23 protein-coding genes are annotated in these 22042 nt (G+C 62.0%); 15 read left to right on the top strand and 8 right to left on the bottom strand.

Annotation, left to right across the window (positions count from 1 at the left end; all coding sequences use genetic code 11):
* Positions 1-23 precede the first annotated feature (23 nt).
* The 5 genes from ABD928_RS14300 to ABD928_RS14280 all read left to right on the top strand — a co-directional run bounded on the left by ABD928_RS14300 (position 24) and on the right by ABD928_RS14280 (position 4354).
* The gene (locus tag ABD928_RS14300; RefSeq protein WP_187714740.1) at positions 24-659 is read left to right on the top strand and encodes a CpaD family pilus assembly protein; all 636 of its coding nucleotides are present in this window, start codon (positions 24-26) and stop codon (positions 657-659) included.
* Positions 659-1930 (top strand): pilus assembly protein CpaE, encoded by a 1272-nt coding sequence (locus tag ABD928_RS14295; protein ID WP_345169834.1) that lies wholly within the window; start codon positions 659-661, stop codon positions 1928-1930. Before ABD928_RS14300 ends, ABD928_RS14295 begins: the two co-directional genes overlap by 1 nt.
* A gap of 54 nt (positions 1931-1984) precedes the next feature.
* Positions 1985-2959 (top strand): type II secretion system F family protein, encoded by a 975-nt coding sequence (locus tag ABD928_RS14290; protein ID WP_345169833.1) that lies wholly within the window; start codon positions 1985-1987, stop codon positions 2957-2959.
* 16 nt (positions 2960-2975) lie between these two features.
* Complete coding sequence (locus tag ABD928_RS14285) at positions 2976-3965, top strand: type II secretion system F family protein (RefSeq protein WP_187714741.1); 990 nt, start codon at positions 2976-2978, stop codon at positions 3963-3965.
* Between the two features lie 122 nt (positions 3966-4087).
* Positions 4088-4354 carry a hypothetical protein gene (locus tag ABD928_RS14280; RefSeq protein WP_345169831.1) on the top strand — a complete coding sequence of 89 codons (267 nt, stop codon included), beginning with the start codon at positions 4088-4090 and terminating at the stop codon, positions 4352-4354.
* Between the two features lie 2 nt (positions 4355-4356).
* Here the strand turns inward: ABD928_RS14280 and glyS are convergent, their stop codons facing one another.
* Complete coding sequence (gene glyS / locus ABD928_RS14275; protein ID WP_187714742.1) at positions 4357-6609, bottom strand: glycine--tRNA ligase subunit beta; 2253 nt, start codon at positions 6607-6609, stop codon at positions 4357-4359.
* Positions 6588-7496, bottom strand: a complete 909-nt coding sequence (locus ABD928_RS14270; RefSeq protein WP_187714743.1) for a glycine--tRNA ligase subunit alpha — start codon at positions 7494-7496, stop codon at positions 6588-6590. The genes glyS and ABD928_RS14270 overlap by 22 nt, the downstream gene beginning before the upstream one ends.
* A gap of 83 nt (positions 7497-7579) precedes the next feature.
* On the opposite strand from ABD928_RS14270, the gene ABD928_RS14265 reads away from it, so the two are divergent.
* From ABD928_RS14265 to ABD928_RS14230, 8 genes are all read left to right on the top strand, one after another.
* Positions 7580-8476 (top strand): TraB/GumN family protein, encoded by an 897-nt coding sequence (locus ABD928_RS14265; RefSeq protein WP_345169829.1) that lies wholly within the window; start codon positions 7580-7582, stop codon positions 8474-8476.
* A 108-nt stretch (positions 8477-8584) separates the two neighbouring features.
* A complete protein-coding gene (locus ABD928_RS14260) occupies positions 8585-8794 on the top strand; it encodes a helix-turn-helix transcriptional regulator (RefSeq protein WP_187714745.1) in 210 nt (69 codons plus the stop codon).
* Positions 8781-9209 (top strand): hypothetical protein, encoded by a 429-nt coding sequence (locus tag ABD928_RS14255; RefSeq protein ID WP_187714746.1) that lies wholly within the window; start codon positions 8781-8783, stop codon positions 9207-9209. Before ABD928_RS14260 ends, ABD928_RS14255 begins: the two co-directional genes overlap by 14 nt.
* Before the next feature lie 25 nt (positions 9210-9234).
* The gene (locus tag ABD928_RS14250) at positions 9235-10143 is read left to right on the top strand and encodes a TraB/GumN family protein (protein WP_187714747.1); all 909 of its coding nucleotides are present in this window, start codon (positions 9235-9237) and stop codon (positions 10141-10143) included.
* Positions 10144-10439: 296 nt separating this feature from the next.
* Positions 10440-11246 (top strand): TraB/GumN family protein, encoded by an 807-nt coding sequence (locus ABD928_RS14245; RefSeq protein WP_187714748.1) that lies wholly within the window; start codon positions 10440-10442, stop codon positions 11244-11246.
* Between the two features lie 112 nt (positions 11247-11358).
* Positions 11359-12027, top strand: a complete 669-nt coding sequence (locus ABD928_RS14240) for a 50S ribosomal protein L25/general stress protein Ctc (protein WP_187714749.1) — start codon at positions 11359-11361, stop codon at positions 12025-12027.
* A gap of 86 nt (positions 12028-12113) precedes the next feature.
* Entirely contained in the window at positions 12114-12695 is a 582-nt protein-coding gene (pth, locus tag ABD928_RS14235; RefSeq protein ID WP_187714750.1) for an aminoacyl-tRNA hydrolase, read from the top strand.
* Complete coding sequence (locus tag ABD928_RS14230) at positions 12692-13285, top strand: TIGR02466 family protein (protein WP_187714751.1); 594 nt, start codon at positions 12692-12694, stop codon at positions 13283-13285. Before pth ends, ABD928_RS14230 begins: the two co-directional genes overlap by 4 nt.
* Here the strand turns inward: ABD928_RS14230 and ABD928_RS14225 are convergent, their stop codons facing one another.
* A complete protein-coding gene (locus tag ABD928_RS14225) occupies positions 13286-13984 on the bottom strand; it encodes a glutathione S-transferase N-terminal domain-containing protein (protein WP_187714752.1) in 699 nt (232 codons plus the stop codon).
* Between the two features lie 164 nt (positions 13985-14148).
* Here ABD928_RS14225 and ychF point away from each other — a divergent pair, with 164 nt between their 5' ends.
* On the top strand, positions 14149-15249 hold the full coding sequence (gene ychF / locus ABD928_RS14220; RefSeq protein WP_187714753.1) for a redox-regulated ATPase YchF: 1101 nt from the start codon (positions 14149-14151) through the stop codon (positions 15247-15249).
* Here ychF and ABD928_RS14215 read toward each other — a convergent pair.
* The 3 genes from ABD928_RS14215 to ABD928_RS14205 form a co-directional block, all read right to left on the bottom strand.
* On the bottom strand, positions 15239-15856 hold the full coding sequence (locus ABD928_RS14215) for a phosphatase PAP2 family protein (RefSeq protein ID WP_187714754.1): 618 nt from the start codon (positions 15854-15856) through the stop codon (positions 15239-15241). The two genes, ychF and ABD928_RS14215, sit on opposite strands and share 11 nt — an antisense overlap.
* 37 nt (positions 15857-15893) lie before the next feature.
* Complete coding sequence (locus ABD928_RS14210; RefSeq protein WP_345169824.1) at positions 15894-18488, bottom strand: TonB-dependent receptor; 2595 nt, start codon at positions 18486-18488, stop codon at positions 15894-15896.
* 107 nt (positions 18489-18595) lie between these two features.
* Positions 18596-20164 (bottom strand): tetratricopeptide repeat-containing sulfotransferase family protein, encoded by a 1569-nt coding sequence (locus ABD928_RS14205; RefSeq protein ID WP_345169822.1) that lies wholly within the window; start codon positions 20162-20164, stop codon positions 18596-18598.
* Positions 20165-20251: 87 nt separating this feature from the next.
* Between ABD928_RS14205 and ABD928_RS14200 the strand changes: the two genes are divergently transcribed.
* On the top strand, positions 20252-20704 hold the full coding sequence (locus ABD928_RS14200; protein ID WP_187714755.1) for a MaoC family dehydratase: 453 nt from the start codon (positions 20252-20254) through the stop codon (positions 20702-20704).
* A 39-nt stretch (positions 20705-20743) separates the two neighbouring features.
* Here the strand turns inward: ABD928_RS14200 and ABD928_RS14195 are convergent, their stop codons facing one another.
* Together ABD928_RS14195 and ABD928_RS14190 are read right to left on the bottom strand one after the other, a co-directional pair.
* A complete protein-coding gene (locus tag ABD928_RS14195) occupies positions 20744-21310 on the bottom strand; it encodes a hypothetical protein (RefSeq protein ID WP_187714756.1) in 567 nt (188 codons plus the stop codon).
* Between the two features lie 110 nt (positions 21311-21420).
* On the bottom strand, positions 21421-22032 hold the full coding sequence (locus ABD928_RS14190; protein ID WP_187714757.1) for a DUF2306 domain-containing protein: 612 nt from the start codon (positions 22030-22032) through the stop codon (positions 21421-21423).
* Positions 22033-22042: the final 10 nt, after the last annotated feature.

Raw genomic sequence — 22042 nt, 5'->3', positions numbered from 1 at the left:
GCTTCATTGGGAAGGATGCCAAAATGGCTTCGAAGTCTGCACTTCTGCTGGTCGCCGTGGCGCTCTCGGGTTGCGCCTTCAAACCAGGCCCTGAGCCTAGGGCTGGCGCAGAGCCAGTGAACGTTCCGGTCGTCAGCAAGTCGGAATTCGTGTTCGACGCTGCTGCACCGAACGGTGCGCTTCCGCGGTCGGAAGCAGAGCGTCTCGACGCCTGGTTCCGCAGCCTCGATCTTCGCTACGGCGACGCCGTCTACGTCGATGGCAGCTATTCGGAAGGCGCTCGTGCCCAGGTCGCTTCGCTTGCGGGCAACTACGGCATCATCGTCTCTTCGGGAACTCCGGTTACCCCCGGCGTAGTGGCTCCTGGCACTGTCCGAGTGGTCGTCAGCCGCACGGTGGCCAGCGTTCCGAATTGCCCCAACTGGGACGACAAGTCGAACACCAACTATAACAACAAGACCATGCCCAACTTCGGTTGTGCAGTGAACGGCAACATGGCCGCCATGGTCGCCAATCCCGAAGACCTGGTCCACGGCCGCGAAGGCAGTGGCCTTGGCGACGCCGCAACGGCTTCGCGTGCGATCAACTATTATCGCACCGCACCGCCGTCCGCGACGAAGGGTCTGCAGGAAACCACTACTTCGAAGAAGGGTCAGTGATGAACGCTCCGTTCCAGGCACGCGCTGGACTGCGCGATCCGTTCCAGGCTTTCGTCTGCGACGACGCAACCGCCGACATGCTTCGGCCGGTGGCGGTCGAGCACGGCTGGTCGCCTGAGAAGGTCAACAAGGGTGGACTGCGCAACGCCGTGCAGTCGCTTTCGGTCTCCGCGAGCCCGAACATCCTGTTTGTCGACCTTTCGGAATCGGCCGACCCGCTGAACGACATCAACGCGCTTGCGGAAGTCTGCGAGCCGGGGACGATCGTCATCGCTTCGGGTCAGGTCAACGATGTCCGCCTCTATCGGGACCTCGTCGCGAGCGGCATCCACGACTACCTGCTGAAGCCGTTCACGGTCGATCACCTGCGCGACACGTTCGCGAACGCGCAGACGATCCTGTCCGGCCCCCGTGGTGAGGCGCAAGTCGACAAGCCGCACATCATGGCCGCCGTCATCGGTGTCCGCGGTGGAGTCGGCGCCTCGACCATCGCAACTTCGCTTGCATGGCAGCTGGGCGAGAAGGCGCACCGCTCGACGGCGCTGCTCGATCTCGACATTCACTTCGGAACTGGCGCTCTGGCGCTCGATCTCGAGCCGGGCCGCGGCCTGACCGACGCGATCGAGAACCCGAGCCGCATCGACGGTCTGTTCATTGAGCGCGCAATGGTGCGTGCGAACGAGCGCCTGTCGGTTCTCTCGGCCGAGGCTCCGATTCATCAGCCGCTGATGACCGACGGCACTGCCTTCTTCCAGCTTCAGGAAGAAATGCGGAACGCCTTCGAATCGACGGTCCTCGACCTGCCGCGTCACATGCTGATCCAGTATCCGCACATGGTCCACGATGCGCATGTTGCAGTTGTGGTGTCCGAGCTGACGCTCGCCGCCACCCGCGACACCATCCGCATTCTGGCCTGGCTGAAATCGAATGCTCCGCAGACCAAGGTCATCGTCGTTGCAAACGGCGTTCCCTCGGGCGGCGCTCTCGAAATCAACCGCAAGGATTTCGAGCAATCGATCGAGCGTCCTGTCGACATCGTCGTCCCGCACGACGGAAAGCTTGCTGCCCAGGCAGCCAAGCTCGGCAAACCGATGGCGGAAGTCGCGACTGGCAAAATGGCTGCCCCGTTCTCGGCCCTTTCGAGCATGGTCCTCAGCCATGCGACCGAGGAAGGCGCTCCGAGCGGGGAAGGCTCGATCGCCGGCGGCGCGAAGTCGCTGGTCGATAACCTGAAGTCGATGCTGAACAAGCCGAAGGCGAAAGCTGCTTAATCGGTCTGCGGGCGGCCCTCGGCCGCCTGCTTTGGGGAAGGATTGGACGGTCGAATGCTGTTGACCCTCATCATCGTCTTGGGCGGCGCTGGGACATTGGCCATGCTGCTGTTCGCAATGCAGGGGCCGTCGACGTCGAAGGCGCTCAAGCGCCGTATCGAGATGGTCAAGGAGCGCCATGGCGACGTCATCGCCGCGAACGCTCAGGCCCAGATCCGAAAACTGTTCGCGAACCGTTCGACCGGTGGCGGAATGGAGGGGCTGGCGTCGACGATCATCCCGAAGCCTGCGCTGCTGCGCAAGCGGCTTGAGCAGACCGGGCGTCAGATCACGCTGGCGAAGTACTTGATGGTGTCGATGGGTATCGCCGCCGTCGTCATGTTGCTGTTGATGATGAAGGGCGCGCCCTTCCTACTCGGCCTTTTCGCAGGCCTGTTCGTCGGTATCGGCCTCCCGCACATAATCGTTGGCAAGATGATCAAGCGCCGCATCGCGAAATTCAACGCGAACTTCCCTGACGCCATCGAATTGATGGTGCGCGGTCTGCGTTCGGGTCTTCCGATCACCGAAACTCTGGGCATCGTCTCCAGCGAAATCGGCGGTCCAGTCGGACTCGAGTTCCGCTCGGTGTCCGACAAGATGAAGATCGGCCGTACGATGGAGGCCGCGCTGCAGGAAACTGCCGATCGCCTCGGAACGCCGGAATTCCAGTTCTTCGTCATCACGCTGGCCATCCAGCGCGAGACGGGCGGCAACTTGGCCGAAACACTTTCGAACCTGGCCGACGTGCTTCGCAAGCGCGCCCAGATGAAGCTGAAGATCCGCGCGATGAGCTCGGAATCGAAGGCATCGGCGTACATCGTCGGCGCCCTGCCCTTCATCGTCTTCGGCCTCGTTTACATGATGAACCCCGATTACATGGGCGGCTTCTTCGTCGACCAGCGTCTCATCGTGGCAGGCCTCGGTGCGCTCTGCTGGATGGGCATCGGCGTGTTCATCATGGCCAAAATGGTCAACTTCGAGATCTGAGGGGGGACGGTTAGACATGCCTACTGGAGGCCCCACTCTTCTCGGCTTCGACGTCATCCTGATCGCGACGATCTTGAGCGGCGTCGCGACCCTGGCCGTAATGACCGCAATCTATGCGGCGACCACGGTCAAGGATCCGATGGCCCGCCGCGTCAAGGCGCTCAACGAGCGTCGCGAGCAGCTCAAGGCCGGCATCGTCGCGTCGACCAACAAGCGTAAGAAACTGACCAACCGCAACCAGGCGGCAGACCGTGTCCGGTCCATCCTTGGCCAGTTCAAGATGCTTCAGGACGATCAGATCCAGAAGGTTCAGCAGCGGCTGATGCAGGCCGGCATCCGGACCAAGGATCTCGCCTTCTTCATCATCGCGGCCCGCTTCATGGCACCGCTGGTGCTTGGCCTTTCGGCGGTCGTGCTGATCTATGTCGTGGACTATTGGCCGGAATGGTCCTGGCTGCGCCGCTACATCACCGTCGCAGGCGTGCTTGTGCTCAGCTACAAGGCGCCGGACATCTGGCTCAAGAACAAGGTCACCAAGCGCTCGCACGCGGTGCGCAAGGGCCTTCCGGATGCGCTCGACCTGCTCGTGATCTGCGCCGAAGCCGGCCTCACTGTCGACGCCGCCTTCGGCCGTGTCGCCCGCGAGCTTGGCAAGGCCTATCCGGAGCTCGGCGACGAGTTCGGACTCACCGCGATCGAGCTGGGCTTCCTTGCCGAGCGTCGTAACGCCTTCGAGAACCTTGCCATGCGCGTCGACCTCGAAGCGGTTCGCGGCGTGGTCACGACCATGATCCAGACCGAGAAGTACGGTACTCCGCTCGCATCCGCCCTGCGCGTGCTGTCTGCCGAGTTCCGCAACGAGCGCATGATGCGCGCCGAGGAAAAGGCCGCGCGTCTTCCCGCAATCATGACCGTTCCGCTGATCCTGTTCATTCTGCCGACCCTGTTCATCGTGATCCTGGGTCCGGCCGCCTGCGCGATCAGCGACAACTTCCTGAACTCGTAACAGGAAGCTGACGGGTGGGGGGTACCGCCCGCGTCGAAAGGCGCGGGCGGTTTCCGTTTGGGCGGGAACAAACCGCCGCACTTTCGCTTGTTACCTGAACGGAACAATCGAGGGATTGCGCAATGACCGCCTTTACCCAGGACCAGTGGATCATTCTTGCGCTGGTTTTCGTCCTAGGCATCCTGCTCGGCATCTTCCTGACCGCCGGCGGACGCAAGAAGTGGAAGACCCGCTATTACGACGAGCGGACACGGCTCGAGACGCGAGAGCGCGAATACAAGGATCGCGAAGCCCACTGGGCGGGACAGGAAAAGGAATGGCGCGAGCGCGACAGCCTACGCGCCGCCGCGATCAAGGGCAGCGACCCGGTGGATGACCGGCCGCTGTAGGACTAGCCTTCGATCTTCGAAAACACGGCGACGCGATCAACCGCGTCGCGCAGTCGAGCGAGGAGGTTCAAGCGGCTCTCGCGCTTGACCGGGTCGGCATCGTTGACGGTCACCTTGTCGAAGAAGGCATCCACCGGCTTTCGAAGCGAAGCGAGCACCTTCATCGCCCGCTCAAAGTCTTCTTCTTCGATGGCCTGCTCGGCGCGCGGCTCGGCAACGTCCAGCGTCTCGTCCAGTCCGGCTTCCTCAAGAAGCGGATCGTAGGACTGCGCGCGCGGGTCCCGCCGCTCCTCCCACTTTTCCTTGCGCAGGATATTGGCCGCGCGCTTGTATCCCGTCAGCAGGTCTGCACCATCGTCGGTGCCAATGAACGCCTGAAGCGCCTTCACCCGTGCGAGCAGCCGGACGATGTCGTCCTCGTCTCCGAGTGCAAAGACAGCGTCGATCAAGTCATGCCGAATGCCCGCTTCGCGCTGCTGAACCTTGAGGCGATCGCCAAGGAAGTCGAGAATCGCCTCAGATAGGCTCGTGGCTTCATCGATGATCTGGCCGCGTTCGATCTTCGGCGTCTTTTCGGACTTCCAGCGAACAACCACGCGATCGCCGTGACGATAGGTAAAGGTCCCAACCTCCGCGGTGATCTGATGCTCGTCGTCATCGGGCTCGAGCAAATCGGGAAATCGGACGGTGTCGATCGCTCCAAGCCGGGAGACGATCAGCAGCACCGCTGCCTGGACGAGCACGTCCGACAGAGGCAACCGAAGATTGTTTTTCGTCAGTATTTGCAGGAAGCCCAGCGCAGCTCGGCGAAGCGCGAACGGATCGCGTGAACCGGTCGGTTTCTCACCGATCGAAAAGAAGGCGACCAAGGTATCGAGCCGGTCGGCGATGTTGACGGCGACGGTCGTCGGGTCCGTCGGAACCTCGTCACCCTGCCCTGCCGGCCGGTAGTGATCGCGGATAGCGTTGGCGACGGCTTTCGATTGACCTTGCGCCTCGGCGAGATATCCGCCGAGCGTCCCCTGCAGCTCCGGAAACTCGCCGACGATCTGACTGACGAGGTCGGCCTTGGCGAGCTTCGCGGCCGCTTTGACCTGCTCGATATCCGCACCCGGGACCAGCCGTTCCTTGACCAGCCACTCGGCCAGCTTGGCAACGCGAGCAACCTTGTCGGCCGTCGTCCCGAGCTTTTCGTGAAAGACGATTCCGCTCAGTTTCGCCGCTTGCTCCTCGAGCGGGACCTTCAGATCCTGCTCCCAGAAGAACCGGGCGTCCGCCAGCCGAGCTGCAAGCACACGGCGGTTGCCCTCGACGATTGCCTCGCCCTTGTCTTTCGAATCGATGTTGGCGACGCAGACGAACGCAGGCGCCAGCGCACCAACGTCGTCGGTGCAGGCGAAATATTTCTGGTTGGTCCGCATGGTGAGCACGATCACTTCACGCGGAACATCGAGGTAATCAGGATCGAAGCGGCCAAGCAGCGGGATCGGCCACTCCGTGAGGCCGGCGTTCTCAACCACGAGCCCCTCGTCCGGAACAAGCGTCAGTCCGGCGTCCGCGGCCGCCCTTTCGGCCCCCTCGCGGATCAGCTTTTCGCGCTCTTCATGATCGACGATGACGTGGCAGGCCCGCAGCTTCTCGGCATAGTCATGAGCGCCACCCACCGTAATCGGGCCCGCATGATGAAACCGGTGTCCGACTGTCGTTGCCCCGGAACTGATCCCATCGATCTGCACCGGGACAATGTCCTCGCCGAGAAAGGCGACGACGCCATGGAGCGGGCGCACCCACCGAAGAGAGCCACTGCTCTCCGACGAGGCGCCCCACCGCATCGACTTGGGCCAGGGGAAGTCGCGAACGATCCGCTCGACGATTGGACCCAGCAGGTCGCGCATCGGCTGCCCAGCCTTTTCGACCACCGCGAACCACACGCCGTCACGATCCTGCAGTTGCTCGTGCGGTAAGCCGACCTTGCGCAGGAACCCTTCCAGCGCCTGCGGCGGCGCACTTGTGCGCGGCCCTTTGATCTCCTCGCTGACCGCCTGCGTTTCTGCCGGAAGTCCGCGCGCGATAAGCGCCAGCCGACGCGGCGTCGACCAAACGTCGATCGCTTCCGCCGTCACGCCGAGCTCGTCCATCTCCTGCGCAAACATGCGCGCCAGATCGTTACGGGCGCCCGCCTGCATCCGCGCCGGAATTTCCTCGCTCAGGAGTTCGAGGAGAAAATCTGCACTCACGCTTGCCACTCGTTGCATTCCATCCACGTTGCGCACGCCGCCTTCGCCAGATCGCGTACCCGCCCGATGTAAGCCTGGCGCTCAGCGACGGAGATCACGCCCCGCGCCTGCAGCGTGTTGAAGATGTGGCTGGCCTTGATCGCCTGCTCATAGGCCGGGATCGGTAGCTTGTTCGAAACGCAATTCTCGCTCTCGGCAGCAGCCTTGCGGAACAGGTCGAACAGGCTGTCCGTGTTCGCGACCTCGAAATTGTAACGCGATTGCTCCTTCTCGTTCTCGAGAAATACGTCGCCGTAGGTCACGCCCGCGTCGTTGAACTTGAGGTCGAAGACATTGTCGACGCCCTGGATGTACATCGCGAGCCGCTCCAGCCCGTAGGTCAACTCACCGGTGACAGGCTTGCAATCGAAGCCACCAACCTGCTGGAAATAGGTGAATTGCGTGACTTCCATCCCGTCACACCAGACTTCCCAGCCAAGGCCCCAGGCACCAAGCGTTGGGCTCTCCCAATCGTCCTCGACGAAGCGGATGTCGTGCTTCAGCGGGTCAATTCCGATCTCGATCAGGCTTCCGAGATATAGCTCCTGCAGGTCGGGCGGGCTCGGCTTCAGAACGACCTGATACTGGTAATAGTGCCCGAGGCGGTTGGGGTTATCGCCGTAGCGGCCGTCGGTCGGCCGGCGGCTCGGCTGGACATAGGCTGCCTTCCACGGATTGGGCCCAAGCGAACGCAAGACGGTGGCCGGGTGGAAAGTCCCTGCCCCCATTTCCATGTCGTACGGCTGCAGGAGAACGCAGCCCTGCGCGCTCCAGTAGCGATGCAGCGTAAGGATCAGGTCCTGAAAGCTGAGGGCCAAAACCGGAAACTCGTTCGTTGGTGGATGTTCCGCGAGGCTTTGGCGCATCGATTCCAAGCGGGCAAGTGGACGCTTGGCGATCGCATTCATACATCCGCCGTCAAGCAGCAGATGCGCAAAGGATTTCGATGTTGAGAAAATTGATCCGCCGCGGCCTCGCCGCCCTCGGGCTGGTGACCGTCGCAGCGAGCGGCACGCCGGCAATCGCTCGATCATCCAATGCTCCTGCGCTCTGGGAGGTCAAGGACAAGGACACCACCGTCTATTTGTTCGGGACCATCCACCTGCTTCCGAAGGATCAGTCGGCCTGGCGCACGCCCAAGTTCGACAAGGCTGTCCAGAATTCGCAGACGTTGGTGCTGGAAACGTTGATCGACACCGCCAATCCGCAGCAGCTCGGATCGATCATGGCAGCGCTTGGGTATTCGAGCGGCCTCCCGCCGATTGCCGACCGCGTTCCCGCGGCCAAGCGTCCGCAACTGGAAGCAGCGATCGCCAAGACCCAGATCCCGCGCGCTATGTTCGACCGCATGGAAACCTGGGCAGCGTCCTTCACCTTGCTCGGCGTACAATTCCAGATGCTTGGAGTCGAAGGCGAGCAAGGCGTCGAGGCCGTGCTGCGCAAGTCGTTCGCGGCGGCCGGCAAGCCGGTCGGCGAGCTGGAAACCAATCGCGAGCAACTGAGCTACTTCGACAGGCTGCCCGAAGAGGCCCAGCGCAACTTGCTAGAAGGATCGATCGAAAACCCCGAAGCGATGCGTTCCCAGTTCGCGCAAATGCTGCAGGCCTGGCTGAGCGGCGACGTCAAATCCATCGGCAACTCCTTCAACAAGGATCTTGAGGGATCGCCTGAACTGAAGGCCGCCCTCCTCACGCGCCGGAACTACAACTGGAGTCAGTGGATCGAACGCCGGATGACACAGCCGGGCACGGTCATGGTCGCTGTCGGCGCGGGCCATCTCGCAGGTGACGGTTCGGTCCAGCAGTATCTGCAGAGCCGCGGCTACAAGGTGAAACGCCTTCAATAGCGTCTGCATATCCTGACATAAAGTCAGGTAATATTGACACACACCCGAATCGCCTCTATGTCAGGTTGTGCTGACTATATGTCAGTAGGACATGACATGGGAGCGGCGATGGAGAATCGTCTCAGAGTCTTGAGAGCGGAGCGCGGCTGGAGCCAGGCCGAGCTTGGCGGCCGACTTGGCGTTTCGCGCCAGGCGGTCAACGCCATCGAGACCGGCAAGCACGACCCGTCGCTCCCGCTCGTGTTCAAGATCGCACGGCTTTTCGAGCTGCCGATCGAGAGCATCTTCAACGACGAGGTGAGCGATGGAAACCGGTGAGGGCGAACGCCTGCACTCGCAGCAGCGTAAGCGGTTTTGGTCGATTCTTGCGGCGCTGGCCGGTGTTGGGCTGGTCGCGGGATTTGCGAGCGGGTTCGCTGCCGGCTTCTTCGATGCCGGCGGAGGAGTGGGATCGCCGATCGTGCTTTTCGTTGGCGCGGCGGGTGTCGCTCTGTTCGTCGTCGCCGTCGTCTATGGCAGCTGGCGCTTCTTCGTGAACGCGGATGAAGTGGAGGTCAGCGATAACCTGTGGGCATCGCTGATCGGCTTCTATTTCTACGCAATCGCCTTCCCCGCCTGGTGGTGTCTCTCGAAAATCCGGGTCGTTGGCGAGCCTAACGACTGGGTCATCTACGCGGCAACCATCGTCATCGCGACCGGCGCATACGCATTCCGCAAATGGCAATCACGCTAAGATCCTCGAACATAAGGGAGTTCACATGCTGAAACTGAGGTTCGCATTTCTCGCTACCGCTTTGGCCTGCGCTTCGGCTGTCCAGGGACAGGCTCCCGCGACTGCGCCTGCGCCTGCACTTCCAGACGCCGATCCTGCAATCTGGGTCGTCAAGGATCCGGATACGACCATCTATCTGTTCGGGACGTTTCACGCGCTCGACGGAAAGTCGGCCTGGTTCAACGACGAGGTCAAAGCGGCATTCGATCGCTCGAAGGAGTTGGTTCTCGAGATTCCGCCGGTGGACGATCCCGCCAGCATTCAGCCGATCATCATGAAGTATGCACTCGACACATCGGGCAAGCCCCTATCGGATCGGCTTTCGCCGGCGACAAAGGAAAAGTTCGTCGCCGCCCTTGCGAAGCTCGGAGCCCCGCCGAACGCATTCGACAAGTTCACCCCATTCTTTGCAGCCCTGACGCTTACAATGGCGAACGCGCAGAAATTGGGAATGACCGCCGCGAACGGGTCCGAAGCTGTCCTCACCAAGGCGGCCAAGGATGACAAGAAGCCGATCAGCGGTCTCGAAACGATCGAATATCAGATGTCGATCTTCGCAAACCTGTCGGATGCCGAGCAGATTGCCATGCTAGAGCAGACGCTCGACGAGCTCGATGAGGTGGCTGGGCTCTTCAAGAAAATGAACGACCACTGGTCCAAGGGTGATTCCGAAGGAATGGCTGCGCTGATCAACGAAATGAATGCAAAATCTCCCAAGCTTTACAAAGTGCTGTTGACGGACCGCAACGCCAATTGGGCGGAGTGGATCGACAAGAGGCTCGATCAGCCGGGTGTCGTGTTCGTTGGCGTTGGCGCCGGGCACCTCGGTGGCGAAACGAGCGTCCAGGCATTGCTCGCCAAGCGCGGGATCAAGAGCGAACGCCTGACGCAGTGAGGGGTTTTAGGAACGGCAACAGGATCAGGAGATTGAATGGATTCCGCGCGCTGAAAAAAGGGACGTACTCCACTCGTCGCGAATAATTCGCTTCGCGCTGAATTCGCTAGACTTTTCTTAATCTGTTGGTGACCATCATCGCCGGATATCGGGCTGGGGGGCCACGATGAACCGGATGCTTGGGCGCGCCGCAGCGCGAAGGAGACCAAACGGGGGCGACTAGTCGTCCGCGAACGCTGCCAGTCGTCCATGTGCCGGCCAATCCCCTCTCCGCTCGCTGGGTGTGGAGACCTGGGATGCTTGCTGCGCTGATTGCCGCTGCCGTCACGACAACGCCGGTTCCGCCGGCGTCGCCTACCCCCCGCCCGAACGTCCATCCGGCTCTGTGGGTGGTCAACGACGAAGACACGATCATCTATCTGTTCGGCACGTTCCACGCGCTCGACGGCAAGAGCGAGTGGTTCAACGACGAGGTCCGCACGGCCTTTTCCGGCTCGGAAGAACTCGTCCTCGAAACCATCGTCCCGGACAGCTTGAAGAAGCGGGTCCCGCAAAGGCCTGCTCCGCAGGGCGTAGGGATGCAGACGGTCGGTCCCTTCGCCGGGTCGGCGAGCTTTCTCTCGACCAGCAAGATGGTGATGTCCGCCGGTCGCTCCCAAGGCATGTCTACGGACCATGGCGCGGACGCAATCCTGCGCGAAGCTGCTGACGATGCCGGCATGCCGGTCAAAGGACTGGAAACGTTCGACTTCCAGCTTGGAATGTTCGGCAAGATGCCGGGCGCCAAGCCGCCTGCCAATCCCACGGAAGCCGCTCGCACGAAAGCAGCAGTGGCCGCCGTTCTTGCCCAGCTTCAATCCGACTGGAACCGCGGCGACGTGGAGGGTTTCGTGCCGATGCTGGAGCAGATGGAAGCGCGCTCTCCGGCAACATACAAACTGCTGTTCAACGATCGGAACAACCGCTGGGCCTTCTGGATTGCAAAGCGTCTCCGGCAGCCTGGCGTGGTCTTCGTCGCCGTGGGTGCCGGGCACCTGGCCGGCAAGGACAGCGTCCAGCAGAAGCTTAGCCTCTACGGTATCCGAACGGCCCGGGTGAACTGACAGCGCAGTAACTTGCGCTAAAGAGGCCTCTCGCCTATAGGCGCGCCCTTCCCGGCCAATGTCATCCCTGGAGGCGTGGCGGGAAGCAACTCTATCAAGGAACACGCAAAAAATGAGCGATCAGCTGACGCTGCCCGCCGAAACGCGCGACTGGGCTGGCAAGGGAGCCTCCCGCGAACTGCGTCGTGGTGGACGGGTACCGGCCGTTGTGTACGGCCAGAAGAAGGAAGCCCTCTCGATTCACGTCGAAGAGAAGCTCCTCACCAGGATGCTCCAGACGGGGCACTTCATGAATTCCGTCGTCATGGTCGAGGTCGGCGGCAAGCCGACCCGAACGCTGCCGAAGGCCGTGGACTTCCACCCGGTTTCGAGCCGCCCGATCCATGTCGACTTCCTGCGCATCAGCGAGCACACCAAGGTGAACGTCGCTGTCCCGATGCGCTTCGACAACGAAGACGCTTCGCCGGGTCTCAAGCGCGGTGGCGTTCTCAACGTCGTCGTCCACGAGCTCGAGATCGTCTGCGACGCGGCCCACATCCCGAGTGAGATCCACATCCCGCTCGACGGGCTGGAGATCGGCGATTCGATCCACATCAGCAATGTGAAGCTGCCTGAGGGCGTCAACCCGGCGAACTCTGAAGAGGATTTCACCGTCGCGACGATCGTCGCTCCGTCGGCCATGAAGTCCGAGGAAGAAGAAACGGCCGCTGCCGATGCGGTTCCGACCGTCGACAGCGACGAAGGCGAAGGCGACGCTGCCGAGGGCGGCGAGGAAGCCTAAGCTTTCTTCCAATGCGAAAACCGAAGCCGCTCATCCGAAAGGATGGGCGGTTTCTTTTTGTGCCGCCCTCACGCTAGGTGAACGCGATGCAGATTTGGGTGGGCCTTGGAAATCCAGGCGCGAAATACGCGCTTCACCGGCACAATGTCGGAATGATGTCTGCCGACATCATTGCGGAAGTGCACGGCTTCGGCCCGTGGACCAAGAAATTCCGCAGCCTCATCTCCGAAGGCCGCATCGGCCGTCACAAGGTCCTGCTGGTGAAGCCGCAGACCTTCATGAACGATAGCGGCGATGCAGTTCAGCAGGCGCTGCACTTCTACAGGCTCGATGAGGAGGCGCTCACCGTCTTTCACGACGAACTCGATCTCGCTCCTTTCAAGGTAAAGGTTCGCGTCGGCGGCGGACTCGCCGGCCACAACGGGCTACGATCGATCAACGCCTCACTCGGCCCCGACTTCCGCCGCGTCCGCATCGGCATCGGCCACCCTGGCCCCGGCCAGAAAGAAAAAGTCACGCCCCACGTTCTCGGCAACTATCACAAGATCGAGATGGAGGAGCTTTCCGACATGCTCGCAGCGATCGCAGCCGAAGCCGAATGGCTCGCCGATGGGGACGACGTGCGCTTCATGAGCGAAGTCGCTCGCCGCCTGCAGGACGACGCATGATCCGTTCGCTGTTCGTCACCAAGCTCTACGAAGCCATCATTGCAGACGACCTGCTGAACGATCTGGCGTATTCGATCCGAAGCTTGGCAGAAGATGACAAGGCCGGTCAGCGCTGGTCCAGCGAGCACCGGTATGCCGGTTACACCAGCTACGCGTCGCTCAACGACCTCCCTCGTCGCGACCCTGCAATCGGCGACCTGGCCAAGCTGCTGACAAAGCACGCGTCCGAATTCGCCAAAGATTGCGCCTTCGACCTCGTGCGGAAGCCGAAGCTCGATAGCCTATGGGTCAACCTCTTGCGCGGTTCCGGTCATCACAGCGCGCACATCCACCCGCACAGCGTCATCTCCGGCACGCTTTATGTAGAAGTACCGAAAGGCTCGGGCGCCATCCGCTTCGAGGACCCTCGCCTGCCACTGATGATGGTGGCGCCGACACGAAGGCCTGACGCGCCTGAAGACCTCCAGTCATTCGTGACTGTCCAGCCGCGACCAGGGCTCCTGCTTCTTTGGGAGAGCTGGCTTCGCCACGAGGTCCTCCCCGGCAGCGGCCGCGGAGAACGCCTGTCGATCAGCTTCAACTTCGCCTGATCAGTCCTTCGACGGGATCATCAGTCCGCGTTGAACGGCCGGGCGAGCGAGCCCGCGTTCCAGCCATGCCGGGACGTTCGACAACGCGTCGAACGCAACCAAGTCCCGAGCGTCGTAGAAGCCAATCAGGTTCCTGACCCAGCCGAGCAGGGAAATGTCGGCGATGGAATAATCGTCCATGATCCAATCGCGACCCTGCAAGCGTTCGTCGAGAACCTTCAACAGACGCTTTGATTCGTCCGCAAAGCGCTGGAGCGGTCGCTTGTCCTCCCAGTGACGCCCCGCGAACTTATGGAAGAAGCCAACCTGTCCGAAGAATGGTCCAACGTGGCCAACCTGCCAGAACACCCACTGCATCGTCTGATAGCGCCGGGCGCCCTCCGGCAGGAGTTGACCCGTCTTGTCGGCCAGATAGACGAGGATCGCCCCGGATTCGAACAAGGCGATCGGCTCGCCATCCGGCCCTTTCGGATCGATGATGGCCGGGATCTTCCCGTTCGGGTTGAGCGACAGGAATTCTTCCGTCCAGCTTTCATTCTCGCCGATGAGTACGAGGTGCGGCTCATACTCCAGCCCGACTTCCTCCAGCATGATAGAGACCTTCACCCCGTTGGGTGAGTTGATGGAGTAGAGCTGGAGGACATCGGGGTTCGCGGCTGGCCAGCGGCGCGTGATCGGAAAGGTTGGGAGGTCGCTCATCCTTAACCAACTAAGGCGCCGCCCGCCGGTTTCAAACCGCGGTTGAGGAAATCGCGCGGTTTGCCTAATGGCTCCCCATTCCGTCATCGCGAGGAGCGTAGCGACGCGGCGACCCCGCTCGATTGCTTCGCTCCGCTCGCAATGACGAACCAACTGGAGATTTCATGGGCTTTCGCTGCGGCATCGTCGGCTTGCCGAACGTCGGCAAATCCACGCTTTTCAATGCGCTGACCGAGACCGCGGCGGCGCAGGCTGCCAACTATCCGTTCTGCACGATCGAGCCGAACGTGGGCCGCGTCGCCGTCCCTGACGAGCGCCTCGACAAGATCCGCGATATCGCCAAGTCGGCGCAGGAGATCGAAACCCAGATCGAGTTCGTCGACATCGCGGGCCTCGTCCGCGGCGCGTCCAAGGGCGAGGGCCTCGGCAATCAGTTCCTCGCGAACATCCGCGAGGTGGACGCGATCGTCCACGTGCTGCGGTGCTTCGAAGGCGGCGACGTGACTCACGTCGAAGGCCGCGTCGATCCCATCGCCGACGCCGATACGGTCGAGACCGAGCTCATGCTCGCCGACCTCGACAGCCTCGAACGCCGCGTGCCCAACCTCGTCAAGAAGGCGCAGCAGGGCGACAAGGAAGCGAAGATCGAGGCATCGGTGCTGGGCCAGACGCTCGAATTGCTGCGTGAATCGAAGCCCGCGCGCCTGACCCGGCCCAAAGACCCGGAGGAGGAGCGCGCGTTGACCCGTGCACAGCTGCTGACCGCCAAGCCCGTGCTCTACGTCTGCAATGTCGACGAAGGCGAAGCGGCGACCGGCAATGCGCTGTCCGAACGCGTGTTCGCCAAAGCCGCAGCCGAGGGCGCCAAAGCAGTCGTGATATCAGCCGCGATCGAAGCAGAAATTGCGACCCTGCCGTCCGAAGAGCGTGATGCCTTCCTGTCCGACCTGGGGCTGCATGAAACGGGCCTCAACCGGATGATCCAGGCGGGATATGAGCTCCTCGGGCTCATTACCTTCTTCACTGCCGGTCCCAAGGAAGCGCGGGCCTGGACCGTCCGTCGTGGCGCGAAGGCGCCGGAAGCGGCCGGGGCGATCCATTCCGACTTTGAACGCGGGTTCATCCGCGCCGAGACGATCGGTTACGACGACTTCGTCGCATTCGGTGGTGAAACCGGCGCCAAGGAAGCGGGCAAGATGCGCGCAGAAGGCAAGGAGTATGTCGTGCAGGACGGCGACGTCCTGCTCTTCCGCTTCAACGTCTAAGCTCGAACTTCTCCGCGATTGCGTAGAGGGCGAGCACCCACAATAGCCCGAAGCTCCAGCCACCGATGACGTCGCTGGGCCAGTGGACGCCAAGCATGAGGCGCGTCAGCCCAATGATGAGCGCGAGAAGGCATGCGCCCGCAATCCAATAGGCTCTGCCCTTCTCTACCGCCGGGATCAGAAGCGCCAGGGTCACATAGATCATTACCGAATTCGCCGCATGCGCGCTCGGGAAGCTGAGGCTGTGAATCTCGACAAGGTGAGGATTCGCGTCCGGCCTCAGCCGGTCGATCTCGTATTTCTGAAGCTCAACCAGAATACGACCGAACGACGTTCCGACCAGCAGCAGGAGGGCAAGTCGCGCTCGCCGGCGCAGCGCTAGAACAAGCGCGGCACCAGCGATGACCGCAGTAACGAAGTAGCCGCCACCGACGAAGGTCACGAACCGAGCGATCTCGGCAAGGGGCGCGATGTGCCCGACGTAGAACTTGCCGAGGACCAAGCTGTCGACCGGCCCGTCGCCGAGCAAGAGCATCGCAAGCCAAAGCAGCGCGAGCCCGCCGGCCAATAGACCCAGACCGATTTGCTTGCGGCGAGGCGTCTCCATCGACGCCTAACGCCGCTAGCTGCTCAACTGCTCCGCGTCAGAACCGTGTGCCGAGTCGAAGTCCGATCGTGCGCGGCCTGCCGGGCACGATATGGACGTTCGTACAGATGCTGCACGAGACGCCGCGGGAAAGCTCGTTGCGGCTATCGAACAGGTTCGTGGCGAAGAGCTCGATGCTGTGCTTGTTCCACTCGTAACCCGCGAACAGGTCGACGAGCGTGTAGGCACGAAGCTTCCCGGTCTGCAGGTTGTCGGCGACCCTGAGCGCCGAGCGTGCCGAGCCCTGATGGACCAGGCCGATCTGTCCATGAGCCTTACCCGGGCCGATGTCCCAGGTGTAGCGCGCTGTCCCCGTTACCTTGAACTTCGGGGTGATAGGCAGGCGCGTTCCCTTGGGGGCGGTGATTGAGTCCCCGGGTACGCCGTCGCAGTCGGGAGCCGTGTCGGCAGCGACGGCGCAGACGTTCTGCTTTACCTTCGCGTCGGTGTAGGCCGCGGCGGCGTTCAGGCTGAGGCCGCCACTGACGTAGCTGATATCCGTCTCAATGCCGTTCACCTTCGCATCGCGGCCGTTCTGGACAACCGTAAGGCTGTTCAGGCCAAGGAAGCTGAACTGGAAGCTTTCCCAAAGCTGATGATAGATCGCACCGTTCCACCGCAGCGGCCCGAACGAAGTCTTCCATCCCAGCTCGTAGTTCACGAGGAAGTCCGGATCATAGGGCGCCAGTCCCGGCTGGCGGTTGATGCCGCCAGGCCGGAAGCCCTTCGACCAGGTCCCGTAGAACAGCAGACCCTCCTGCGGCTTCCAGGTACCGTTGAAGCGATAGGTGAAGCCGGAATCCTTGCTTTGCTTCGGGACCAGCTTGCCGTTCACGAAGTCGGCGACGTTGATGCATGGCGTGCCGGCGATGGCGCCATTGGTGATCAAGGTCGTGTCGGTGCCGTTGAGCTGCGAATCCCGCAGGGTATCGCCGCTCGTCGTGTAGCACTGCGCAACGCCCGTTCGAGTGCTGCCGACCGCGTTCGGCGGCGGATTGCCCGATGCGCCCTGGAAGAAGGCTGGGTCACGACCGAAGCCCGCAAAACCGAAGACGGTATTGTCGAACTTGTACCAGCGGAGGCCGCCGGTCAGCGCGAATTGCGGCGAGACGTCGAACGTCGCTTCCCCGAACAGCGCATAGTCGCGGTCGATTCTCTTCTGCGACGTCAGCCAGATTAGACCCGGGCGGCCGTTGACGGACAACGTGTCAGCGAGGTTGTCGACATGGTATTCCTGGAGAATATCGTTGGTCTGGCGTTGGTAGAACGCACCCCCGATGACCCGGAAACGATTCTCTGCCGGGGACGCGATCCGCAGTTCCTGGCTCATCTTCTTGTAGTTGTTCCCGCCTGTAATGTACTGGCGCGGGTCAACCGAGTTGCCGTTGTTGTCGAAGTAATACTGATAGTTCGCGATGCCGCCGTAGCTCTCGTAATAGGCGTCATAGGCATCAGCATAGTCGGTGTAGTCGTTGGTCGAATGATTTGGCCGATGCATGAACGCGCCGGCATAGGTGATGTCGAAATTGCCCACCTTCCCCTCAACGGTCAGGGCATATTGCGTGAACTTGTCTACGCCTGGCTCCTTCCGGAACCTCTGCGTTTCCAAATCGCCAAGGCGTTCGTCGAAGTACCAGACACCCCGCGTTTCCGAGCGCTGGTGCATGATCGTCGGCGTGACGGTCCAATTCTCGTTAAGATCGATTTTCAACGCCGCTCGACCGCCGTAGGTCGTGTTGGTGTTGAAATTGTCCTTCACGAAAGAAGCGTTATCGGCCTGGAATCCGTCTCGGATACAACCGATGATGCCGCCGTTGAGAGGATCGAGGATCGGCGTTCCGCAATAGGACCGCGTGCCGCGGATATTGTCTATGTAACCGGCATCCCTCTGCCAGAAGGCCACGCCGCGGAACGCGATGTTGTCGGAAACCGGCAGGTTGACCATGCCCTCCAGGCTTCCGCCTACGCCGCCGTGAGCGACCGTGTTGAGCTCAGCGTCAATCCGGCCAGCGGTGACCCCAAGCTCCGGCTTGTTGGTGATGATGCGGATCGTGCCCGCTTCGCTCGATGCGCCGTAGAGAGTGCCCTGGGGCCCAGCGAGGCTCTCGATGCGCGCAATGTCGTAGATATGAACATCGAGGTTGCCGCCGATGGTCGTGACCGGCTGCTCATCCAGATAATAGCCGACTGAAGGCAGCGAACCTGTGTGATTGCCGTCACCGCCCGTGGCGACGCCGCGCATATAGACGATAGCGAAGCCCGGTGCCGCGGTCTGGAAACTGACGGACGGAAGCTGCTTCGCGAAATCCTCGAAGTTGGAAATGTTCAGCTGGTCGAGCCGCCGAGTGCCGATCGCCTGGACGCTGATCGGGACGTTCTGGAGATTCTCCTCACGCTTCTGGGCCGTGACGATGATCTCGTTGGAGTCCTCTGCTTGAGCGACTTGAGTCGGTGCGGGCTGCTCTGCCGCGTCTGCTGCCGCAGGCTCCTGGCTGGGATCCGGTGCAGGCGTCGTTTGCGCGAATGATGGTGCGGCAATTGCCGTCGACGCGAGAAAACCGAATGTAAGCGCGCGAATCTTCCGAGCGGTCATTTAAGCCCCCTACTGACCAAGTAGGCCTATGCCGTCAGAGCGCTTACGACTTGTCAACGTCCAGTCGTTGCGGTGCCGTCACTTCACGGCGGATTGTGTCGACGATGCTACAGATATTCGACAGGAGCGCGCGGGTATGCGTCGAGCATAGTCCCCAATGCCGCTTTGAGCGGGCCGAGATGAGGTTCGTAGGCGCGCCATTCGTCGGTGGCGTGGGTATAAATCGGCTGCCGTACCTGTTCGGAGCTCGGAGTCCGAACCGCGCGCTCTGTCTTGTAAAATTCCATCACCGAAGGCTCGAACTCCAATCCGCAATATTCGAGCAGCGCCCGGACTTGTTCCTCCGTATTTTCCACCATCCGCTCGTAGACGACCCGATGAACCCGGCCCGGCATCACCAAGTCCATGTGAGCCATCAAGCGCACATAGTCGGAGTAGTACCGTCCGAGATCCCCGAGATCGTAGGTGAAGTCCTGACCGCGAGCGAAATGCTGCCGGAAGTTGGACATGCAGCAGGCGAGCGGGTGACGCCTGGCGTCGATGATCTTCGCGTTCGGCAGCACGAACTGGATGAAGGGGACGAAAGTCCAGTTGTTCGGCAGCTTGTCGATGAAGAAGGGCCGGTCCGTCCGCCGCTGCACCGCGCTGCGCTTGAGGTATTCCTCACCGGCGTCCCGTCGCTCGTCTTCGCTGAGGTCAACGGCAGATGACGGATACTTCCCCCGACCGCGAGCGACGGCGGGCATGTCCGGCAGTTCCGACGTACCTTCGACCAAACTATGCGAGGACAGGATCTGTTCGATCAAGGTCGATCCCGCACGCGGCATGCCGACGATGAAGATCGGATCCGGCGCGGGACTCCCGCCTGGCCGCGTCAGGAGTTCAGCCGTAAACAGCTCGATGCTGCGATCCACCAGCTGCGTCAGGTGATCCGCATTGAACGGATGATATTCGCGCCGAAGCTTGTTGCCCGCCGCGTAATGGGCGAACGCCTCGTCCCCGCGGCCGCGATCGTGAAAAGCCTTCCCGAGCGCGAACTCGACGTGGAAGCGATCGTCGTCCTTGAGATCGGAGCGCGCCAGAGCAGCTTCCATGGCCGCAATGTCTTCGTCGGTGAACTCGACCGTCTTGAGATTGGCGAGGCTCCACCACACCTCGCCCAGCGCCGGGTTGATCGCGATCGCATCCCGATACGCAGCAACCGAATCCCCCAGCCGCCCAACGGTCTTCAGCATGTGGCCGTAGCTCATCAGTACGCGCGGCTGGTTGGGCGCGCGGGACAAGACCTGCTCGTAGAGCATCAGTGCCTGCTCGAAATCGCCCAACCGTCCCAACGTTGCCGCCTTGAGGTTGAGGTGGCCAACGCGATCGGGCTCGGCCTCAAAGACGCCGTCCAGCAGTTCCAGCGCCTCCGAGGGCCGCCCGAGCCTGCCAAGAACCATCGCCAGGTTGGCGCGCGCGCCCGTGAAGTTAGGATCGATCTCCAGCGCGCGACGCAGGAGAACCTCGGAATCCTTCAGCCGCCCCAGCCGCGCCGCAAGCTCGGCAAGCATGCGGATGGCGCGGACATCGAACGGGTCCTCCATCAGGTGCGGCTTCAGCAGACGCTCTGCGATATCCAGCCGGTTTTCATTAAGAGCCTTCGCGGCCTCCACGAGCCGCGGGTGCCACCGCATCATTCCTGCAGAACCGTTCGTCACAAGCGGCGTGGTAGCGCGCCCTTTGCACTCGCGCCAAGCCATGACGGTGGCTAACGGTGCCCAATGATTTATTTCGAAGATTTGCAGGTCGGCTCCGAGACCTACTTCGGTAGTTACGACGTCACTCGCGAGGAAGTGCTGGAGTTCGCTCGCAAGTACGATCCGCAGCCATTCCACTTGTCGGACGAGGCCGCCGCCAAAACCCATTTCGGGAGGCTGGCGGCCAGCGGCTGGCACACGACGGCCATGACCATGGCCGTGATCGCCCGCTATGTTGTCGAGGACGAGCAAGCGGGACTGGGCTCACCCGGCATTGACGAGCTGCGCTGGCTGAAGCCGGTCTATCCCGGCGACACCCTTCACGTGCGCGGAAAGATCATCGAGACGAGACCATCGCAGTCGAAGCCCGACATCGGCTCGTTCCGAACGGAAACGACGGTCACCAACCAGGACGACGTCCCGGTGATGCGCTTCACATCGATCGTGCTGATCCGGCGCCGACCAACCGAGGACTGAGCAACCGGAGCGGCCGAGCGACCGCTCCGTCACTTATCGTCAGTCTTGTTGCGTGTGGCGGTTACGGCCGCCGCGATTGCCGCGGCGATCCTGCTGTTCGCCCTCGCTGCGGACGACACGACGAGGCTGCTGCGCCCGCTCGCGAGTCGGCTCGGTGAAGGTCTGATTGGTCCTCACGCCGCGCTGCTGCCGAACATTGTTGTTCGTCGCTCGCGGGCCGTTTTGGAAGTCGGCCCAGTTCTGGACGATCTGGCCGGTGCCACCCGTCGCCCGCGGCGCGCCACGCTGGCGCCACTGCCAATAGCGGCGCTGCGTATCGGACCAACGGTACGGGTTCCGATGGCGATCGTACACGTAATAGCCGGATCCCGGATAATAATAGCCGTCGTACCAGCCGTAGCCCGGCGTGCCGTAGCCGATGCCGCCATAATAGCTGCTGCCATAGTAGCCGCCGCCGTAATATCCGCTGCCGTAGTACGGGTCGTAATAGCCGTCACCGTACCCGACACCGACGCCAAGTCCGCCATAAGGTCCGTAGGCGCAGCCGCCGAGGCCAATCGCGGCGGTGACTGCGAGCGCACCGAGCTTGAGTTGAGAAACGCGCATAAGGAATTCCAGTACGCTTGAGTTACACGTTACCCTGCATTTCCGCGCGCGGGCGTGAATACGAAATGAACTAAGCCGATGATTTCAGATGGCTTATCCGAACCTTGCGACTAGCTACGGTTGAGACGCGAGCCCGCTCGCCACTGGAGCAGGATCTCGGTGAGGAACAAGGGCATCACCCAGGTCGCCCATATCATGTCGTTGACATTGGCTTGAAGCTCTCCGGGCATCGCCCGGGACCAAAATCGGCACGCCACGAACGTCCAGGCCGCAACGTAGCTGCGGATCATCCAGGTTCTGTGCTGCTCGATCCGCCGGTTCCTGATCGCGCGGAACGCCATCGCTGTGAACGCAATCCACACAGCCGCGAGAGCGCCGGTGGAGATGCCCGGGGTATGCTGGGTGTCGAACGACCGGATCAGCGCGGCGATAGCGCCGGCCGATCCGCCAACGATGTAGGTGTAGCCGGCAGGCTTATGCCATCGGAACCATTCGCGGGTGAGCCCAATGCGTAGCGCTATGGCGCCAGCGAAGAGCATGCAGATGCCGCCCGCAATGTGAGCATAGAGCATTGGCAAATGCCCCGCATGGACCTTCTGCTTGACTGGCCCAAACACAGGCCCCGCAATAAGCCACACGAAAATCGCAGCTGAAACGATCGCGACGCCGACAAGAGCGTCCGTCCGCGCGTGCGGGTAATGCCTTCTGGAAGCCGTCGCCATGGGCCCTCCC

Origin of the sequence: Sphingomonas daechungensis (assembly GCF_039543105.1) — a bacterium.
GTDB classification, from domain to species: Bacteria; Pseudomonadota; Alphaproteobacteria; order Sphingomonadales; family Sphingomonadaceae; genus Sphingomicrobium; species Sphingomicrobium daechungense.
Note: the sequence above shows the minus strand (reverse complement) of the source record. Positions and strands in the feature narration are given on the sequence as shown.

Excerpts from the sequence above, each read along its gene's own strand:
- ABD928_RS14300 (WP_187714740.1), top strand. The coding sequence starts at position 24 with ATGGCTTCGAAGTCTGCACTTCTGCTGGTCGCCGTGGCGCTCTCGGGT.
- ABD928_RS14295 (WP_345169834.1), top strand. The coding sequence starts at position 659 with ATGAACGCTCCGTTCCAGGCACGCGCTGGACTGCGCGATCCGTTCCAG.
- ABD928_RS14290 (WP_345169833.1), top strand. The coding sequence starts at position 1,985 with ATGCTGTTGACCCTCATCATCGTCTTGGGCGGCGCTGGGACATTGGCC.
- ABD928_RS14285 (WP_187714741.1), top strand. The coding sequence starts at position 2,976 with ATGCCTACTGGAGGCCCCACTCTTCTCGGCTTCGACGTCATCCTGATC.
- ABD928_RS14280 (WP_345169831.1), top strand. The coding sequence starts at position 4,088 with ATGACCGCCTTTACCCAGGACCAGTGGATCATTCTTGCGCTGGTTTTC.
- glyS (WP_187714742.1), bottom strand. The coding sequence starts at position 6,609 with ATGCAACGAGTGGCAAGCGTGAGTGCAGATTTTCTCCTCGAACTCCTG.
- ABD928_RS14270 (WP_187714743.1), bottom strand. The coding sequence starts at position 7,496 with ATGCGCCAAAGCCTCGCGGAACATCCACCAACGAACGAGTTTCCGGTT.
- ABD928_RS14260 (WP_187714745.1), top strand. The coding sequence starts at position 8,585 with ATGGAGAATCGTCTCAGAGTCTTGAGAGCGGAGCGCGGCTGGAGCCAG.
- ABD928_RS14255 (WP_187714746.1), top strand. The coding sequence starts at position 8,781 with ATGGAAACCGGTGAGGGCGAACGCCTGCACTCGCAGCAGCGTAAGCGG.
- ABD928_RS14250 (WP_187714747.1), top strand. The coding sequence starts at position 9,235 with ATGCTGAAACTGAGGTTCGCATTTCTCGCTACCGCTTTGGCCTGCGCT.
- ABD928_RS14245 (WP_187714748.1), top strand. The coding sequence starts at position 10,440 with ATGCTTGCTGCGCTGATTGCCGCTGCCGTCACGACAACGCCGGTTCCG.
- ABD928_RS14240 (WP_187714749.1), top strand. The coding sequence starts at position 11,359 with ATGAGCGATCAGCTGACGCTGCCCGCCGAAACGCGCGACTGGGCTGGC.
- pth (WP_187714750.1), top strand. The coding sequence starts at position 12,114 with ATGCAGATTTGGGTGGGCCTTGGAAATCCAGGCGCGAAATACGCGCTT.
- ABD928_RS14230 (WP_187714751.1), top strand. The coding sequence starts at position 12,692 with ATGATCCGTTCGCTGTTCGTCACCAAGCTCTACGAAGCCATCATTGCA.
- ABD928_RS14225 (WP_187714752.1), bottom strand. The coding sequence starts at position 13,984 with ATGAGCGACCTCCCAACCTTTCCGATCACGCGCCGCTGGCCAGCCGCG.
- ychF (WP_187714753.1), top strand. The coding sequence starts at position 14,149 with ATGGGCTTTCGCTGCGGCATCGTCGGCTTGCCGAACGTCGGCAAATCC.
- ABD928_RS14215 (WP_187714754.1), bottom strand. The coding sequence starts at position 15,856 with ATGGAGACGCCTCGCCGCAAGCAAATCGGTCTGGGTCTATTGGCCGGC.
- ABD928_RS14210 (WP_345169824.1), bottom strand. The coding sequence starts at position 18,488 with ATGACCGCTCGGAAGATTCGCGCGCTTACATTCGGTTTTCTCGCGTCG.
- ABD928_RS14205 (WP_345169822.1), bottom strand. The coding sequence starts at position 20,164 with ATGCGGTGGCACCCGCGGCTCGTGGAGGCCGCGAAGGCTCTTAATGAA.
- ABD928_RS14200 (WP_187714755.1), top strand. The coding sequence starts at position 20,252 with ATGATTTATTTCGAAGATTTGCAGGTCGGCTCCGAGACCTACTTCGGT.
- ABD928_RS14195 (WP_187714756.1), bottom strand. The coding sequence starts at position 21,310 with ATGCGCGTTTCTCAACTCAAGCTCGGTGCGCTCGCAGTCACCGCCGCG.
- ABD928_RS14190 (WP_187714757.1), bottom strand. The coding sequence starts at position 22,032 with ATGGCGACGGCTTCCAGAAGGCATTACCCGCACGCGCGGACGGACGCT.